This window comes from Raoultibacter timonensis (assembly GCF_022845715.1).
GTDB lineage: Bacteria > Actinomycetota > Coriobacteriia > Coriobacteriales > Eggerthellaceae > Raoultibacter > Raoultibacter timonensis.
In genome coordinates this window covers 2,635,802-2,652,014 of the sequence record NZ_AP025564.1, presented here as the reverse complement: position 1 = coordinate 2,652,014, position 16,213 = coordinate 2,635,802, and the positions used below count along the sequence as shown (strand labels likewise).

The 16,213-nt window shown below is 59.5% G+C and carries 12 protein-coding genes; 8 read left to right on the top strand and 4 right to left on the bottom strand.

Annotated elements, in window-relative coordinates; translation table 11 throughout:
- Positions 1 to 31: 31 nt before the first annotated feature.
- Positions 32 to 949 carry a LysR family transcriptional regulator gene (locus MWL89_RS10920; RefSeq protein ID WP_244386017.1) on the bottom strand — a complete coding sequence of 306 codons (918 nt, stop codon included), beginning with the start codon at positions 947 to 949 and terminating at the stop codon, positions 32 to 34.
- A gap of 282 nt (positions 950 to 1,231) precedes the next feature.
- On the opposite strand from MWL89_RS10920, the gene MWL89_RS10915 reads away from it, so the two are divergent.
- Together MWL89_RS10915 and MWL89_RS10910 are read left to right on the top strand one after the other, a co-directional pair.
- A complete protein-coding gene (locus MWL89_RS10915) occupies positions 1,232 to 2,770 on the top strand; it encodes a hypothetical protein (protein WP_244386016.1) in 1,539 nt (512 codons plus the stop codon).
- Between the two features lie 50 nt (positions 2,771 to 2,820).
- Positions 2,821 to 3,225: a hypothetical protein gene (locus MWL89_RS10910; RefSeq protein ID WP_244386015.1), complete on the top strand. Its 405-nt coding sequence runs from the start codon at positions 2,821 to 2,823 to the stop codon at positions 3,223 to 3,225.
- A gap of 7 nt (positions 3,226 to 3,232) precedes the next feature.
- Here the strand turns inward: MWL89_RS10910 and MWL89_RS10905 are convergent, their stop codons facing one another.
- The 3 genes from MWL89_RS10905 to MWL89_RS10895 form a co-directional block, all read right to left on the bottom strand.
- The gene (locus tag MWL89_RS10905) at positions 3,233 to 4,822 is read right to left on the bottom strand and encodes a PucR family transcriptional regulator (RefSeq protein WP_244386014.1); all 1,590 of its coding nucleotides are present in this window, start codon (positions 4,820 to 4,822) and stop codon (positions 3,233 to 3,235) included.
- Positions 4,823 to 4,993: 171 nt separating this feature from the next.
- Entirely contained in the window at positions 4,994 to 6,634 is a 1,641-nt protein-coding gene (locus MWL89_RS10900; RefSeq protein WP_244386013.1) for an FAD-dependent oxidoreductase, read from the bottom strand.
- Positions 6,635 to 6,810: 176 nt separating this feature from the next.
- The gene (locus MWL89_RS10895) at positions 6,811 to 8,013 is read right to left on the bottom strand and encodes a PucR family transcriptional regulator (RefSeq protein ID WP_244386012.1); all 1,203 of its coding nucleotides are present in this window, start codon (positions 8,011 to 8,013) and stop codon (positions 6,811 to 6,813) included.
- Positions 8,014 to 8,216: 203 nt separating this feature from the next.
- On the opposite strand from MWL89_RS10895, the gene MWL89_RS10890 reads away from it, so the two are divergent.
- The 6 genes from MWL89_RS10890 to MWL89_RS10865 all read left to right on the top strand — a co-directional run bounded on the left by MWL89_RS10890 (position 8,217) and on the right by MWL89_RS10865 (position 16,152).
- Entirely contained in the window at positions 8,217 to 9,263 is a 1,047-nt protein-coding gene (locus MWL89_RS10890) for a radical SAM protein (protein ID WP_102377670.1), read from the top strand.
- Between the two features lie 44 nt (positions 9,264 to 9,307).
- Positions 9,308 to 10,423 (top strand): GTP-binding protein, encoded by a 1,116-nt coding sequence (locus MWL89_RS10885; protein WP_244386011.1) that lies wholly within the window; start codon positions 9,308 to 9,310, stop codon positions 10,421 to 10,423.
- Between the two features lie 20 nt (positions 10,424 to 10,443).
- Positions 10,444 to 12,486 carry an arsenosugar biosynthesis radical SAM (seleno)protein ArsS gene (gene arsS, locus MWL89_RS10880; RefSeq protein ID WP_244386010.1) on the top strand — a complete coding sequence of 681 codons (2,043 nt, stop codon included), beginning with the start codon at positions 10,444 to 10,446 and terminating at the stop codon, positions 12,484 to 12,486.
- 327 nt (positions 12,487 to 12,813) lie between these two features.
- Positions 12,814 to 14,343: an SLC13 family permease gene (locus MWL89_RS10875; protein ID WP_244412603.1), complete on the top strand. Its 1,530-nt coding sequence runs from the start codon at positions 12,814 to 12,816 to the stop codon at positions 14,341 to 14,343.
- A gap of 24 nt (positions 14,344 to 14,367) precedes the next feature.
- Complete coding sequence (locus MWL89_RS10870; protein WP_102377677.1) at positions 14,368 to 14,658, top strand: hypothetical protein; 291 nt, start codon at positions 14,368 to 14,370, stop codon at positions 14,656 to 14,658.
- A 51-nt stretch (positions 14,659 to 14,709) separates the two neighbouring features.
- Complete coding sequence (locus tag MWL89_RS10865) at positions 14,710 to 16,152, top strand: SLC13 family permease (RefSeq protein ID WP_102377678.1); 1,443 nt, start codon at positions 14,710 to 14,712, stop codon at positions 16,150 to 16,152.
- Positions 16,153 to 16,213 lie beyond the last annotated feature (61 nt).

Here is a 16,213-nt window from a genome sequence, read left to right as displayed (position 1 = left end):
GGGCTATGGTTCTCAGCCGCTCTGGTCGGGCTTAGACGAAGGCGCGCGTGCGATTGAACCGCGCGCGGAGCAGATCGGTTATCTTGTAGTGGTTCGACGAGATTCCCTTTTCGTTCGACCAGGCAACCGATACGAGCGGCCGGATGATCTCCTCTTCGGGATGGAATCTGAGGATTGCGGCTCTCTCTCGATCGACGTGCTTGGCGTTGCACCTGTCGATGGGCATGGCGGCTTCGTCCGAATACACGTATGCCAGCGCAACGGCGGGGGACGCATCGTGGGGAACCAGCGATGCATCGAAGCCCCGTTGACGGCAAATCGATCCGATCATATCCCTCATGCGCGGCTCGCCTCGGGGAACAACGATGCGCTGGCCCCTCAGATCGCTCCACGAAACCGCCTCGCTTCGGGCGAGCGCGCTTGCGCGGGCGACGGCGAGATCGATACGGAGTTCGTGCAGCGTGATGCTGCAGCAGGTGGCAGGCACCTCGCCTGAGAAGACGCCCAAATCGAGCTCTTTCTCGCAGGTCATCTTACGAATGCGCTCGTTGGTGTCCTCGAAGATGTGGAGGGCGATCTCGGGGTGGTCGTTCTGGAATGCGATGAGCATCTCGGTCGACAGCGGCGCCTCGTCGCCGCCGAGAAACCCCTCGAAGAAACCGATTCTGATCGGCTGGGCGTCATGCCCTTCCCTGATCTTCGCTGCCGTGCGTTTGAGCTGGACGACCTCGTCTACCGCTTCGGCGGCAATGCACCGCATCGTTTCGCCGGCAGGGGTGAGCGCAACGCCTTTTCGGTCTCGGACGAACAGCGAGAACCCGAATTCCTTTTCAAGGGCGACGATCGATTTCGAAAGCGCTTGTTCGGTGATGAAGAGCTCTCGAGCCGCCGCCGAAAGATTTTTGTGTTCGCCCGCTTTGAGAAAATACTCGAGCTGCCTGATTTCCATGAGCGTCCTTTCCCCATGCCCTATCTTTGCCGAAGGGTGGGGCGGCGGCAAGTATGGTTTTCCTCATCTGCGATAAGTTAGTACTCAGAGTATGCAGCGGACTATATACCTTGGGATTGAAAGTTGGATCATACAGCCAATGGGTGTTGGCGTTTGCCGGCAATGCCGCGCTATCATAAGGCCGAGGAAAGGCTGGGGCGCAGACGACTCCGGCACGAAGGACGCGTTCATATTCCTACAATCGGGCATGTTTCAACCTACCGAAAAGGGGGATTGCGCGTCATGATTACGCGAGCTCAAGATATCGTACTCAATGTTCAGCCCATCTTCTTCGAAATCAAGCACCTGTACCGCTACGAGGGACCGTGTCGCAGCGGTGTCGGCGATCAGCTCGAGCCGGAGTTCGATCTTCTGCGAAACGAGGAATGGTGGAATACGTTTACGGAAGACATGGCGACGCGTCTTCCGTCTTGTGTCAACGTTATGGAGCCCCTGCGGTTTACCAGGACGGATAACTGGGATGACGAGGAGTCCATGTGGGAGGAGATCGGCAGGACCACAGCCGAAGCCGATTTCTACATCTTCCATTCGTTTTTAGGCCTCGACGGACTCGTCGTCGAGTTCGCCGAACGTTTCGGCAAGCCGTGCTGCGTCGAACCCGAATACATCAATCCCTGTTCAGCCACGTCGATCGGCGCAGCGCTTGCAGCCCGCGATAAAGACTACGAATTCTACGGGTTCAGGAATTGGGCCGATCTGTCCAAGCAGCTCGAAGTGCTTCGTGCGCGAAAGGTTATCGGGAACACGCGCATCCTCCTTCCTGTACGGTTCAGCTCATCGGTCTCGATGAGCTCGGTCGATGCGTTTCCCGATCAGACGGCGATCACCGAGAAACTCGGCATTCGCTTCAAACCCATCAATCTCCACGAACTGCTCGACCAGATGTCGCCTGCCGTTGCAGGCGGAAATCCAACCACGCCTGGTCGCGATACATGGGACATCACCGACGAGGACATGGCTGAGGCCGAAAGGCTCACCGACGGGCTTATCGCCGACGCTTGCGAAGTCGATGTCGAGCGACGGTGGGTGCTTAACTCCGTCATCGCCTACCTCACGGTGAAAAAGCAGATGTGCCGGCTCGATTGCAACGGGTTTACGGCTCCCTGCCCCGATTCGTGTTCGACGCGGAGGCTCCATGAACAGGGATTTACGTTCTGCTTTACCCATTCGCTCCTCATGCGCCAGGGCATTCCCTCTTCGTGCGAGTTCGATACGTGCACCGTCGCCTCGCAGCAGGCTCTTATCGCCATGACGGGAATGAATCCGTATATGGGCAATACGTTTCCCGTTATCAAGGAAGGCGGCGAGTGGGTTACGCCGCTCGGAGTCGAAGAAGAGGATATGCCGAAGCTCGAGGCCAACGAGGGTTCTCTTTACGTCATCCATCATTCGGTTCCCCACAACCGCATGAGGGATCCCGAAAAAGACGGTCCGTATGCGCTGCGCCACTTCTCGGAAGACAAGGGCTTCGGTGCCGTATTTCGGTATAACTTCAATGCCGATGAGGGCCAGCGGATAACGTTGTGCCGCATAGCGCCCGATGGAGAGCGCATGTTCATCGGTCGTGGAACGATCGTTTGCGACGGCGGTTACAATCTACACAACTGCAACGGGGAGGTCGTCTTCAAGGTAGATGATCAGAGGGATTTCTACGAAAAGCAACTGACGTTCGGAAACCACCTTGCCATGGTGTACGGCGACTATGTCGATGATATGACGGCCCTTGCCCATGCTCTGGGTATGGATGTTGTCGTTGCGTAAAGGACGGGACGGGACGCGCTCGAGCGGGCGCGTCCCGATTGGGGTGAACCATGGGCGAATCGCTGAAAGAAACGATAGCTCGTTCAAACGAGCTGGCGTACACATGCCTCGAGCAGATTGCACAAGCCGGGTGTGACCGAGATGCCGTTCATGCGCTGTTGAAAGCGTATATCGGCTACAAGTTCCTCCTTGCCGACGATGAGATGGGAAGCGAAGACATCGCCGCTCTTTCGAAAGCGAGTGTCGATAAGCTGCTTGCGAACCATCGGAAAGAGGCTTTGCAGGATGTTTCATCGGTGTGTGCCGGTGCGTCTTCGGCATCGACGAAAAAAGTACTGCTTATAATGGCTCTGCAGAAGGGCCTCGGCATCCGATTCGACGCAAGGGCATCGGGAGCCGTGAAGACCATCGACGATCTTGCCCGGGAGGTTTGCGCGCGGATTTGCGATCGATGACCTCGGTTCAGCGGTCTTGCAGGTTCTCGAGACCGTACAGGTCGATAAGCTTGAACGATATGTTCAAGAGCAGTCGCACGTCGGGGTCTTCCAAGTCCATGCCGAGAAGTCTCTTTATCTTTTCGAGGCGGTAGACGAAGCTGTTCCTCTGGAGGGAGAGCGCCTTGCTCGCCATGCTCGAATTGCAGTTCGCCTTGAGGTAGGCGTCGAGCGATCGGTACAGTTCTGGCTCGGATCGGGCGAGGGAGACCAGCGCCTTCGGGCAGAATCGTTCGGGGTTCATCTCGTTGAGGATATAGCTCATGCCGATTTCGAGCGTGTTGTCCTCGAAGCGGACGATGCGCTCGCTTTGCTCCGCGTAGCTTTTTTCGAGGGCGGCGATCGCTTGACGGTAGCTTCCGGGCAGGCTTTTTATTCCCGGGTACAACGAGCTTGCGCCGATGGCGAGACCGTACTCGTGCGCGAACTGCTCGGTCTGGTCGAGAAGGTCTTCTTCGGTCATATTCGAGCGAGTGCAGTTCACGACAACGACGATTCGGTTTTCGAGGATGAATGCCAAGCAGTCGAAGCAATCCTGGATACGGTTGCATACCGAAGCGAGGGGCTTCATGAGAATGCCGTCTTCGACGCGCATGGTGGGTATGAAATCGATGCAGAGGCAGAGGAATTCGTCGGTTTCCCTGCTCCAATCGAACGCGATAGCGCATTGGATGAGCATGGAATCGGGAACGTTTTTACCCTGTATGAACGATCGCATCGTCGCGCGCACGTCGACGTAGCGCTCGTTGCTGTCGAGTACCCCGTACGACGAATAGAGCTTTTTGATCGTAGCCGCAAAAACAAGGAGGGGGGCGCAATCGTAAGGGCCGATCTCTTGGTAATTCGAGTGGACCGAGAGGATGAGAGAGTATCCTTGCGAGACCTTGATGGTCGATCTCAGCACGGTGCAGCGAAATGCGTGCATCGTTGCGAACGTTGGCTCTTGGGAAGAGAAATCCATGCCCCCTTGCTCGTCGAGCACCCCATCGAACACCATGTTCTTCGGCAGGTACTTGCCCTCCTCGATCTGGTCGGTCTGTTCGCGCAGCAGCTGTCCGGTGCGGTAGACCCGATGGACGAGGACGCGGCTGAACTGATCGGTGATGCAGATGTCGTTCTTGAAGATGCCGAGGCTCGCATTGACGAGGTCGGATAGGCCCCCGCCGCCGTTGACGATCTCTTCGAGTCCCCGCTCCCATGAGGTAAAGCGCTGGAATATCTTCTGGATCGTATTGAACAGGCGGGTACGGCTCTGGCTCGAATCGACCCAGGCGATATCGCAGTTCGGTATCGCGCCCGTATAACTCGGCGGCGTGCCGATGCAGATGCAGGAGAAGGAAAGGTTCGGGTTCCGGCTGAGGTATCGCTGAACGCGGTCTTTCGCTTCCTCAAGATGTTTGTCGATGGTTACATACAGGACGTTGTTGTAGAAATGATACTCGTTTACGCTGAACAAGACGGGATATTCGATGCTCGGTTTGTTGGGGTCGGAACCGATGATCTCGCCGATAACGATATCGTCGAGTTCGTGGGCGATGGTGTGCAGATTGAGTTTCAAAGGCTACCCCCGAATACCGCAGAATGTATAGGATTCCATTTTAGTATATGAGGGAGTGGAAGTTCATGCGATCGTGCGTTTTGCCGGAGGCACGCTTTGGCTGCAATGAGCACGGGCCCACGTAATGGATGCCGTGGGCCCGTATTGTCGTTTGATGCTCGGTATCGAATCCTATCCCAGCATGCTCTTCGCAGCGTAGCGGCCGAAGGTGACGGCGCGTCCGCAGCTGGCGGCGCCGAGCCAGAGCGGGTAGTCGTTGCCGAAGAAGTTGCCCGATACGTTACCGGCGGCGTACAGTCCCTCGATCGGCTGCTCTTCGAGGTCGAGCACCTGCAGGTTCTGGTTCACGTGGAGGCCGCCTAAGATCGTGAGCACGCCCGGCACGCGTTTGATGGCGTAAAACGGCGCTTTCTCGATCTTCGAGATCTTGAGGTAATCGGGGTTCTTGCCGAAATCCTCGTCCTCGCCTTTGTCGACCAGCGCGTTGTAGCGCTCGACGGTCTTGAGGAAGTCGTCTTTCGGCACGCCCATCATATCGGCGAGCTCTTCGAGGGAATCGGCTTTCATGATGGCGCCGCGCTCGAGGGCGTCGTCCCATTCCGCCTGGTTGTCTCCCGAAACGGTCCAGCGCATGAAATCGCCGCCGAAATCGTTCCAGTGCTGGCTGCAATTGGCATCGGTGATCTGGAACCGGGTGCTTTCGGGTTGCAGGATGCACTGGTTGACGATGTAAGGGTAGTCGGTGTCTTCGTTCTGGAAACGCTGCCCCAGCTTGTTGACCGCAAGCCACGGGGTGCCGGAGAGCGGTGCGTCGCCTTCGGGCAACGGGCTCGGGTCGAAGTGGATCATCGGCGCATGGGCCGGCTTATCGATCGAGGCGCCTGCCCACATGGCCATCTTGTGCCCGCCGCCGGTATTGGAGGCGGGGAAGTAGGTGTTGGGGAGATCGACGCAGAACGGTGCGAACGCCTTGACCATCTCGGGGTCGTTGCCGTAGTCGCCCGTGGCGAGCAATACGCCCTTGCCTGCATTGAACTTGACGTATCCCTTGGGGTCTCCCTTGGTGCGGTTGCCGATGACGCCCGTCACGCGATCGCCTTCCTTGACGAGCTGTACGCCTTCGGTGTTGTAGTAAACCTGGGCGCCGCCTTCGACAGCCTTGTCGAGGATGGCTTCGAGCATGGCGGTCTGCTGGCCGACCCATGCGTGGGCGAACGGCGGCTCGCCCATCATGCCCGCGAACTCGACGGTGCCATCGGTCTCGGCCATAAGCCAGTCGACGGTTTCGCCGCTGTTGTCCATGAAAATCTTGAGCACGCGCTCATCGGCCTTGCCGCCGTTGAGCTTGGCGTAGTGCGCTTGCACTTCGGCCACGTCGTATTCGACGCCGATGGAAGCCTGGTACTTCGAGTTGATAGCTCCGGTACTCCAGCCATGGCCGATGAATACCGCCTCGTTTTGCAGGATGGCAACGCTGGCACCCTCCTGCACAGCCGTGAGCGCTGCGGTGATGCCTGCCGTGCCCGCCCCGACGATCACCACGTCTGCGTCGACCGTCTCGACGATGTCGGCGTCGGCGATGGGCGCGGGTGCGTTTTCGACCGTCCATGTTTTGACCAGCTCGCCGGCGGCATCAGTGGAGCCTGCTTGCGGCTGCTGGTCCGTGCCGGCTGGGGCGCTTTCACCCTGCGCTCCCGGGGCGCATCCGCCGAGCAGCCCCAGAGCGGCGAAGCTCGCCACACCGATGCCTGTACCCTGCAAGAAGCTGCGGCGCGAGATGGATGCACGCTGATTGGTATCCTTGTTTTCCATGATTCTTCCTCCCTTTTCCTCGGCCGAACCGTTCGGCCGGTGCATGGGAAGACCTTACGATGATCTCAATCCGAGAGCTAGTGGATCGAGCTCTGGTTTTATTTGTATGATCCTACAAAACAACTTCTTGAGCAGGAGATCCGGCAACCGGACGCCCCGATGCGGGCTGTTGGCGGCTAAGAGCTTTGCTGCTCGCTGTTCAACAGATCGTACAGCTTGACGATGATGAAGTAGTTTGCCCGCACGGCCTGTTCCGAGAAGTCGGAGTCGAGCAGTTCTGCAATCTTGTCCATGCGGTAGCGCAGCGTGTTCACGTGGATGAACAGAAGCTTCGAAACGTCGGTCCAGCGAAACGAATGGTCGAGCATGAGCCTGAGCGTGTTCATGAGCGGGGTGCCGTGCGCCGCTTCAAAGTCGATGACGGGTTTGAGAGCCTGTTCGCAGTGGCTTCTCAGCGCGTCGTGGTCGGTGTCGAGCAGAATGGCGAGGATGCCGAGCTGCGCGTAGCGGATGATGTCGTCCTCCTTGCCGAGCAGCCATCCGAGCTCGAGCGCTTCCTTCGCTTCCTTCAGACTCGTGCCGAGCTGGGCAAACGGATAGCTGCGACCGATGCCGATAGAGGTGACGATGCCGTTGTAGCGATCGTGAACCGCTTTGTGGTATGCGAGATCGTAGAAGTGGCGATGAGGCATCTTGCGGCCCTCGTCATCGACCGCGTAATCGCTCGGGAAGATATGAATGAACCCCTCGTCGATGCCGATGTCGATAACGTCGGAAGCGTGCTGTTCTCGCAGGTACTGTCGTACCGATTCGGAGGTTGACGCCCAATCGTAGCGCTGGTTGCCGCCTCCGATCCGCGTGATCGTGATGAAGTAGGAGCCGGTTTCGTCGATCTGCAGTTGGCGGGTCGCGAGGTAATCGGCCAGCCCTCGCGCGCCGTTCTCGAAAAGACGGGCCGAAGCATCGTCTTTCATGGCCCTGATCATGCGCTGCGATGAGAGGTAGCTTGCCAGATGGTAGGTGAGGGGAGCGCTCACTTCGTCGAGAATCGAGACGGTCTCTTCGACCGAGGCTTTCCTTACGGGAGCGAGCACGATGGACGCGGATGCGCGGCCGAGCGGAATGAAGTAGGTGAGGCGGCAGTGCGATGCGTCGAAGCGGTAGCGAGCCTCATCTGGCCCGGGATCGGCGATATCGGCCGGACTTCCAGTGGAGCCGTTCTCGATGACCACGGCGGGGTAGAGCAATTCGCGGTCGGGACCGACGATGAGCGCGCTGCATCGGCAAGCCTGCTCAAGGTATGCTCCCGCGTAGCCGAATCCCTGCTCGGCCAAACGCTCCATAAAACGAAACGATGCATCGCGCGTTCCCTGCGGCATGGTGTCCTCCTCGTTTGTCAGGCATGCCATCGCATACGACCGTTTCATCAGGGTAGCAGAATCCGCTTCGCAGATGCCGTCCGAATGGATTTTGAAACTGATTGCTTGATTTAGTACTGGATAATGTCTTATAGTGGCAATATACAAATAAGATACATGGTCTTATCAAATTAAAGGATCGACAGACGAGGATCGGTGAGCGCATGGAGCTGGACAAGAGGGTAGTGGAGATCATTGCTAAGGCGTATGCGGGGGATGCGGCAACCGAAGAGGAATGCGTATACCTGCTCGGGTTCGGCGCGGCTTCGCCGGAGGCGTTTTCCGTTCGGGCGGCTGCGGCAAGCATCGTGCGCGCCCGCACCGACAACACGGCCGTCATCTTCGGGCAGATCGGCGTCGAGTGCTCGCCGTGTCCCGCCGATTGCGATTTCTGCTCGTTTGCGGCGAGCACGACCGGCTTTGCTCCCATGCGCCTCACCGACGAGGAGATCGTCGAGAAGGTCGACGGTTTCTGCAAGGACGGCGATCTGTACGGGCTGTGGCTCATGGCCATGCATGAGTACGATCTCGAGTACTACCTCCATGTGCTCCGGCTCGCCCGCGAGCACGCACCCGCCGAAACGAATATCTACACCAACGTGGGCGATACGAGCTACGAGGATTTCTGCAGGATGAAAGAGGCGGGAGCCTCGGGCGTCTACCACATCTGCCGCCTGGGCGAGGGCACCCATACCAAACTCGATCCCGAAGCGCGCTACGCTACGATGGAAAACGCACGTCGCGCGGGCCTGGCGATACTCGATGCCGTCGAGCCGATCGGTCCCGAGCACACGCCTGCCGAGCTTGTCGAGAAGATGTTTCTCACCAAGCGCTTCCAGTCCATTCAAACCGGATCGATGAAGCGCATCGCCGTGCCGGGAACTCCGTTCGCCGACAAGGGCGAAATCAACCACTTCGAGCTTTCGCAGATCGTCTCGGTGCAGTGCCTTGCCCTGCTCGACATGGACGAGCTTCCGTGGATCGGCATCCATGAGCCGTGCGAGGCGGGCTACCTTTCGGGGGCGAACCTCATCTCGGCCGAGACCGGCGTGAACCCCCGCGATACCGAAGCGGACACCTCGGCTAGCCGCGGCCTCGATATGGATGCGAGCCGTCGGGTGCTCTACGAGGCGGGCTTCACGCAGCTGTGCAAGGGCGACGGCGCAAAGGTACCGCTTACCATGGACTACATCGAAAGCTGCAATCGGTAGCGACGGGAAGGCGAGGGCGCTTGGCGCCAGATAGGAGACGAATAATGGCAAAAGCGAGATTCATGGTGGTGAGCGGATTTCTCGGCGCAGGAAAAACGACTTCGATGATCGCGTTTTCCAGAGCAATCAACGAAAAGTACGGAAAATCGGCCATCATCGCGAACGACCTCGGCGCGAAGAACCTCGTCGATGCCGATTACACGGCGACGACCGACCTGTCCATCACCGAGATCGCCGGCGATTGCATCTGCTACCAGACCGAGAACCTCGTCGACAAGCTCAATCGCCTGGCCGCAGGCGGTGCCGACGTCATCATGTCCGACATCCCCGGGTGCGGCATCGGCGCGCTCGACCATGTGTATCTCAAACTCAAAGATCAGTATCCGGGCGAATTCGACCTCATGCCCTTCACCTGCGTGGTCGATCCCGAGCGCTTGCGCATGATCCTGCCCGAGCGCGCGACCATCAACCTGCCCGAGGAGATGCGCTTTCTGCTCGACGCGCAGATGGCCGAAGCCGACCTCATCGTGCTCAACAAGATCGACATGCTGAGCGAAGAGGAGATTGCGGCCGACGTCGAGTTCATCAGGACCGCCTATCCTGACACTCCGATCATGGCCATGTCGGCGAAGACGGGCGAGGGCGCAGGCGCGGTCGTCGATTACCTCATGAGCCACGCTGCCGCAGCCGAGCATCGCGAGATAGGCTACGGTTCATCCGAATTCATCGCCGCCGAGGAGAAGATGTGCTGGTACAACCGCCGCTTTTTCGCCAAACGCACCGACAACGCGAACATCGATTTCAACGAAGTCGTCGACGACTTCATGGAGGCCATTCGCGACGGACTCATCGAGGCGAAGCGCAACGTGCCGCACCTGAAGCTGTTCGCTGCAGGCGAGGGGGAGGATTTCGTCAAGGCGTCGCTTGTGGGCGTCGACTACGACATCGATTACGAGCGAAAGCTCGAGCACGACTACACGGCCATGTCCATCGTTGTGAACGCGCGTGCGGTATGCGAATCGGAGACGATGGCCGCCATCGTCGACGAAGCCCTGGCGGCGATCGGGGAGAAGCACGGCCTCGCCTGCCATGTGCTGTTCACCGAGTGCTTCGGCATGATGGACGAAGGCCGTGGCAACGGCGGGCGTGCAAGCAGGTAGACGAGACGAATGGGGGTACTGTGCCGATCGGGAAGACAACGACCCATGATCAGGTTCGCGAATACTACGGGCGCGTGCTCGGGAGCTCGGACGACCTGAAGACCAACGCGTGCTGCTGCGCCACCGAGGCGCCGCCGAAGTACGTGCTCGATGTCATGGGGCTCATCGCCGACGAGATCGTCGAGCGGTTCTACGGGTGCGGATCGCCCATCCCGCCCGCCCTCGAGGGCGCGACCGTGCTCGACCTGGGCTGCGGCACCGGACGCGACGTGTTCGTCATCTCTAAGCTCGTCGGCGAGACGGGCCGGGTGATCGGCGTCGATATGACGCCCGAGCAGCTTGCCGTAGCCGAGCGCTACCGCGAAGAACAGGCAAGGCGGTTCGGGTTCGCGGAGTCGAACGTCGGGCTTGCGTGCGGCTACATCGAAGACCTCGCCTCGCTCGGCATCGCCGACGAGAGCATCGATGTGGTCGTGTCGAACTGCGTGATCAACCTGTCCCCGTTCAAGGATCTCGTGTTCTCCGAGATATACCGGGTGCTCAAGCCCGGCGGTGAACTGTACTTCTCCGATGTGTTTTCCGACCGCCGCATACCCGTTGCGCTGCGCGACGATCCCGTCCTGCGCGGAGAATGCTTGGGCGGCGCGCTCTATCTCGAAGACTTCCGGCGCATGATGGCGAGACACGGCTGGGAGAGCTACGCGTTCACGGCTGTGGACGACATCCATGTGGGTGATTTCACGCTTGAGACCAAACTCGGCTTCATTGGTTTCACTTCGCGTACCGTGCGCGCTATCAAGGCGAGCGGCCTCGAGGACGGTGAAGAGGACTTCGGGCAGAGCGCAACCTACACGGGTGCGATACCCGAGGTGCCGCGCTACTTCGATTTTGACGTCGAGACGCGGTTCGTCAAAGGAAAACCACGTGCGATCAGTGGAAACACGGCGCGTATGCTTGAGCAGTCGCGCTACGGGGCGGCGTTTGAGATAACGCGGCCGGGCAGGCACCGCGGAAGGTTCGACGCAGCCCGAGCGCAGGAGGCGCTCGAGATACGCACTGGTGCGAAGAAGGTTGACCTTGCGCTGCTCGAGCGGGCGTGCGAGCGCTGCGGCATCATCCCGTTCGACGAGCGGGTGGGCGAGCCGACGCTGCTCGGAGCCCATGCGGCACCCTCGACCATGCAGGTCAATGTTTGCTATGCCTGCAACCTCGCTTGCCGGCACTGCTACCTCGAATGCGGCCCCTCGCGCGCCGAGCGTATGGGGCGATCGATCATGGAAGACTGCCTCGAGGCGTTTCGGACGGGCGGCTTTTCGGTGCTCGACATCACGGGGGGATCTCCCGAATACAACCCCGACTTCGAATGGTTTCTCCGCGAGGGGGCGAAGCTCGGCAGCACTATCGTCCGCACGAACGGCACGCTTCTGTGCGAGCCCGAGTACGAGCACCTCATGGAGGCATTCGCGGAAACGAGATCGCGCGTGGTCATATCGTTGCCGTTCTACAACGGCGACGGTGCCGACGCGCAGCGCGGGCGCGGCGTGTTCGCAAAAGCGGTAGCTTCTATCAGACGCCTCAACGAGCTCGGGTACGGGAGCGACGAGACGCTGCCGCTCGACATCGTGTACAACGTGGCCGGTCCGTTTCTGCCTCCGCCCCAAGAGCTCGTCGAGGAAGCGTACAAGCACGTGCTTGCCCAAGAACAGGGTATCGAGTTCGACAGCCTGCTCGCGTTCAACAACTACGCGCTCGGACGCTTCGCCGCCGACCTCATGGAGGCAGGTATGCTGGACGAGTACCTAAGGCTTCTGGCCGATAACTTCAACGCGCTTGCGGTGACGAGGATGATGTGCCTCGACCAGGTGAACGTCGATGTCGACGGCAGGCTTTACGACTGCGAGTGCAACCACGTGCTCGGGCTGCCTCTGATCATCGACGGCCGGGACGCCACCATAGCCGACATCACCGAGAAGCCTTTGGCGTCGCGCACGGTCAGGACGAACCCCGTCTGCTACAGCTGTGCCGCCGGCTCCGGGTCGAGCTGCGGCGGGAGTCTGGTGTAAAAGCCTGTCCGTGAACGCTTTCGCCCGCTTGCGCTAACGCGCCCTCGGATCGTATCCGGGGGCGTTCCTTTTTTGCCGTGCGCCATACGGTATTCCGACGTGATCGCTAACTTTCCTTTTTGGAATAGCCCATGTCTTTTGTGATACGCCATCGTATCCCGAGCGCCCATACAATGCTCGCAGCGGTAACGAACGAAAGCCGAGAAGTTCGGCCGAGCACCGATGCGGACGTTCCGCGCAGCGCGCAGCTTGGGGTAGGGCGCTGTTCGGGTGCTCCCGATGTACGCGATACAACCGGTATTGAGCTATGGGGGTGGTTTGGTGTCTATGCTTGCGCACGAAGCCGATCAGACGAAATCTGCTGCAACGCCGATCGACGGCCTTTCCTTGCCGAAGGAGAGCGACGGGGCGGCGGCTTCGACGGGTCATCTGCAACCGAAAGGGGCGTTTCCCCTCAAGCGCGTTATCGGCGCTGCGCTTGCGGTGGCGTTCATCGTCGCTTCGTATTGCATACCGGGATCGGAAAGCCTTTCCCGCGAGGGCATTATGGCCATCGGTGTACTGCTGGCGTCGGTTGCCATGTGGTTCTGCGGCACGATGCCGCAGGGCGTTGTCGGTCTGGTGGGCGTTGTGCTGCTCGTCTTTCTCGGCGTCGTCCCCTCGCTGACCGAAGCGCTTTCCGGATTCACTTCGGCAACCACCTGGTTCATTTTGTGCGTGTTCTGTATGACGGCGATCATGCAGAAGAGTACCCTGGGCCTCAGGCTCACGCGTGCGCTGATCGGGTGGGCGGGTGCCAATTCTCGCAAGCTCGTGTTCGCCTTCATGCTGGGAACCGCCGTCGCCTCGTTCTTCATGACCGATACCGGAGCGGTGGTTTTGGGCATGAGCATGGCCCTGCCGTTGCTGAAGGCCGTCGATGCGAAGCCGGGGGCTTCGAATTTGGGCAAGTGCCTCATGCTGGGCGTTGCGTTTGCCGGCGTGCTCGGCGGATTCGCATTGCCGTGCGGGCATTCGCTCAATATCCTCGGCATCGGGATCATGGAATCGACCGTGGGCGAAACGGTGAGCTTCCTCGGATGGATGCTTGTGGGCATTCCCATTTTCGCCGTAATGCTTCCCTTGACATGGTGGATCCTGACACGGGTGTTTCCGCCGGAGAGCATCGCCGACAAGCGCGACGTCATCGAGGCGAACACCGCTTCGTGCGGCGCGTGGAGCGCCAAGGACAAGAAGTCCATCTGCATCGTCATCCTGTTGCCGGTTCTGTGGATCGCGGGCAACTGGATCGGCGCTCTGAACACCACCATCGTCGCCATGGTGGGCGTGGCGCTGCTGTTTTTACCCGGCATGGATCTCATGTCGTGGCGCGAATTTCAGGACATCGCGGGATGGAACGTGTTTCTGTTCTTCGGTACCGTCATGTGCCTCGGCAACGCCGTATCGTCGACGGGCGGCACCGACTTCATTGCCACCTTGTTCCTGAACAGCGGGGTTCTGGACATCCATCCGTTCCTTGTGCTGCTCGTCGTGGGGTACGTGATGTACCTCATCCATACGTTCTGCCCGGTGGCGCCTGCGCTTTGCCTGTTGTTCTTGCCGCCGCTTTTGCTGTGGGCCCAGACGGTCGGGGTTCCGACGGTCATCCCGGTGTTCGTGGTCGCGTCCATTACTGCGGGCAGCTTCCTCGTGCCGCTGAATCCGACCATCGTGATCACCTACGACCAGGGCTATTACCGGTTCGGCGAAGTTGCCAAGGGCGGTTGGCTTTCCGCGGCTATCTTCGTGTTCGTAACGGTGTGCTGGTCGTTTTTCGTATGCGACGTCATGGGGCTGGTGCAGGCGATTCCGCTGTAGGCACAAGATCGAAAGGAGCTGTTGATGGAACAGAGCATTGCAACGTATGTCATCGGGCTTGCCGTGGTTATCGTTCTCGGCGTCAGCTATCTGCGCTTCAAGCGGCACGAGGGCGAAGACGAGCAGGAGCCGTCTGTGAGCATCAAGCAGACCATGGCCGAGGCGCGGGAGTATTTCGGCATGTCGCCACAAGGCGAAGACGATCGCTTCGCGCGAGCGTTGGACCTGACGCCGGTGAGGATGCTTTCGGGCATGTTCGCCTCGGCGGATAAGAAGAGGTCGGTTCGGCACGAGAAGAAGGGAAGAAGTGATTGAGAAAAGTGCTTCATCGATACTGTCGTTCATTGAGATTGAGGGGTGTGAAATATGAGTAAGGAAGCGGTTGCGCCGACGAGCGCAGCGAAGAAGGGTTTGACCAAGCGGCTCATCGGTTTCGTGCTTGGCGTCGTCGTGCTGATCGTTTCGATGATGATCCCCGGAAGCGAGGAGCTTTCCCATGAAGCCGTTATGTCGCTCGGCATCCTGTTGTTTGCCGTAGTGTTCTGGATATTCGATACGTTGCCGGTGGGCGTTACCGGCCTTTTGGGAGCCATTCTGCTTTCGGTGTTCGGAGTTGTTCCCGATTTCGCGACGGCGTGGAGCGGGTTTACCGCAACGACCGTGTGGTTCATTTTCGGCGTGTTCGTTATGACCGCCATCATGATCAAGACGACGCTCGGACGCCGCTTGGTGCGCGGACTCGTGGCGAAAGCCGGCACGAAATCGAAGTCCGTCGTCTTGGCCTACATGATAGCGACGGCCATCGTGTCGATGTTCATGACCGATACCGGCGCGGTAGCCGTGGGTATGGCGTTGGCCTTGCCGTTCCTCAACGCCATCAACGCGAAGGAAAAGAAGAAGAACCTCGGGCGCTGCTTGGCGATAGGCATTGCGTTTGCAGCCATTATCGGCGGTTTCATCACGCCGTTCGGCCATTCGCTCAACATCCTGTGCGCCGGATTGCTTACCTCCGCGTATGGCGTTACGATCGGGTTCTTCGAATGGGTCGTCCCTGGCCTCATCATCGCGCTCATCATGATACCCGTGCTGTGGGTCATCCTGTGCAAAGTCTTCCCGCCCGAGGATCTGACCGTCGAAGAGGCGGCACTCGTCGCCGACAAGGACGACGCGCCCATGACCGCGCTCGACAAGAAATCGCTCGTGTACATGATCGTGCTCATCGCCGGGTTCATCGCGGGCAACTGGGTTCCCATCCTCTCGAACGTGAACGTCATCATGGTCATGCTGGCGGTGGCGTTCGTTCCCGGCATCGATATCCTCAACTGGAAGGAATTCCAGGATGCCGAGGGATGGGGTGTTATCCTCATGGTCGGCGGCGTTATGTGCATGGCCAACGCAGCCGCTTCCACCGGTGCCGCAGCTTACATGGTCAACCTGTTCTTGAACAGCGGAATCATGGGAATCAACACGCTGCTCGCCCTTATCATCATCATGGCGGTCGCCTACCTGGTCCATACGGTCGTGCCTGCGGCACCCGCGCTCTGCGCCCTGTTCGTGCCGCCGGTTATGGGCTTCTGCGTTGCCTCCGGCATCTCCCCGGCCATCTTCGCCATGCTCATGGCATCGGTTACCGCGGGCAGCTTCCTGCTTCCGCTGAGCCCGCCCATGATGGTGTCGTACAGTGAGGGCTACTACACCACCGCCGAGCTGACGAAAGCCGGTTGGTTGAGTTCCATCGTCTACGTGCTCGTCGAAGTGCTCGTACTGTACTTCATCGGCGGCTTGCTGCTTCCGATCGTGCCGGCGTAACGGCGACGAGCGTTTCGCTTCCGTAGGTTTTGCGAAGGCTGCGGTCTGGTTCTCAGCCAGG

Coding starts and splice junctions, on each gene's coding strand:
- MWL89_RS10885 (WP_244386011.1), top strand. CDS start 9,308: ATGGCAAAAGCGAGATTCATGGTGGTGAGCGGATTTCTCGGCGCAGGA.
- MWL89_RS10895 (WP_244386012.1), bottom strand. CDS start 8,013: ATGCCGCAGGGAACGCGCGATGCATCGTTTCGTTTTATGGAGCGTTTG.
- MWL89_RS10900 (WP_244386013.1), bottom strand. CDS start 6,634: ATGGAAAACAAGGATACCAATCAGCGTGCATCCATCTCGCGCCGCAGC.
- MWL89_RS10915 (WP_244386016.1), top strand. CDS start 1,232: ATGATTACGCGAGCTCAAGATATCGTACTCAATGTTCAGCCCATCTTC.
- MWL89_RS10870 (WP_102377677.1), top strand. CDS start 14,368: ATGGAACAGAGCATTGCAACGTATGTCATCGGGCTTGCCGTGGTTATC.
- MWL89_RS10865 (WP_102377678.1), top strand. CDS start 14,710: ATGAGTAAGGAAGCGGTTGCGCCGACGAGCGCAGCGAAGAAGGGTTTG.
- MWL89_RS10875 (WP_244412603.1), top strand. CDS start 12,814: ATGCTTGCGCACGAAGCCGATCAGACGAAATCTGCTGCAACGCCGATC.
- MWL89_RS10920 (WP_244386017.1), bottom strand. CDS start 949: ATGGAAATCAGGCAGCTCGAGTATTTTCTCAAAGCGGGCGAACACAAA.
- MWL89_RS10890 (WP_102377670.1), top strand. CDS start 8,217: ATGGAGCTGGACAAGAGGGTAGTGGAGATCATTGCTAAGGCGTATGCG.
- MWL89_RS10910 (WP_244386015.1), top strand. CDS start 2,821: ATGGGCGAATCGCTGAAAGAAACGATAGCTCGTTCAAACGAGCTGGCG.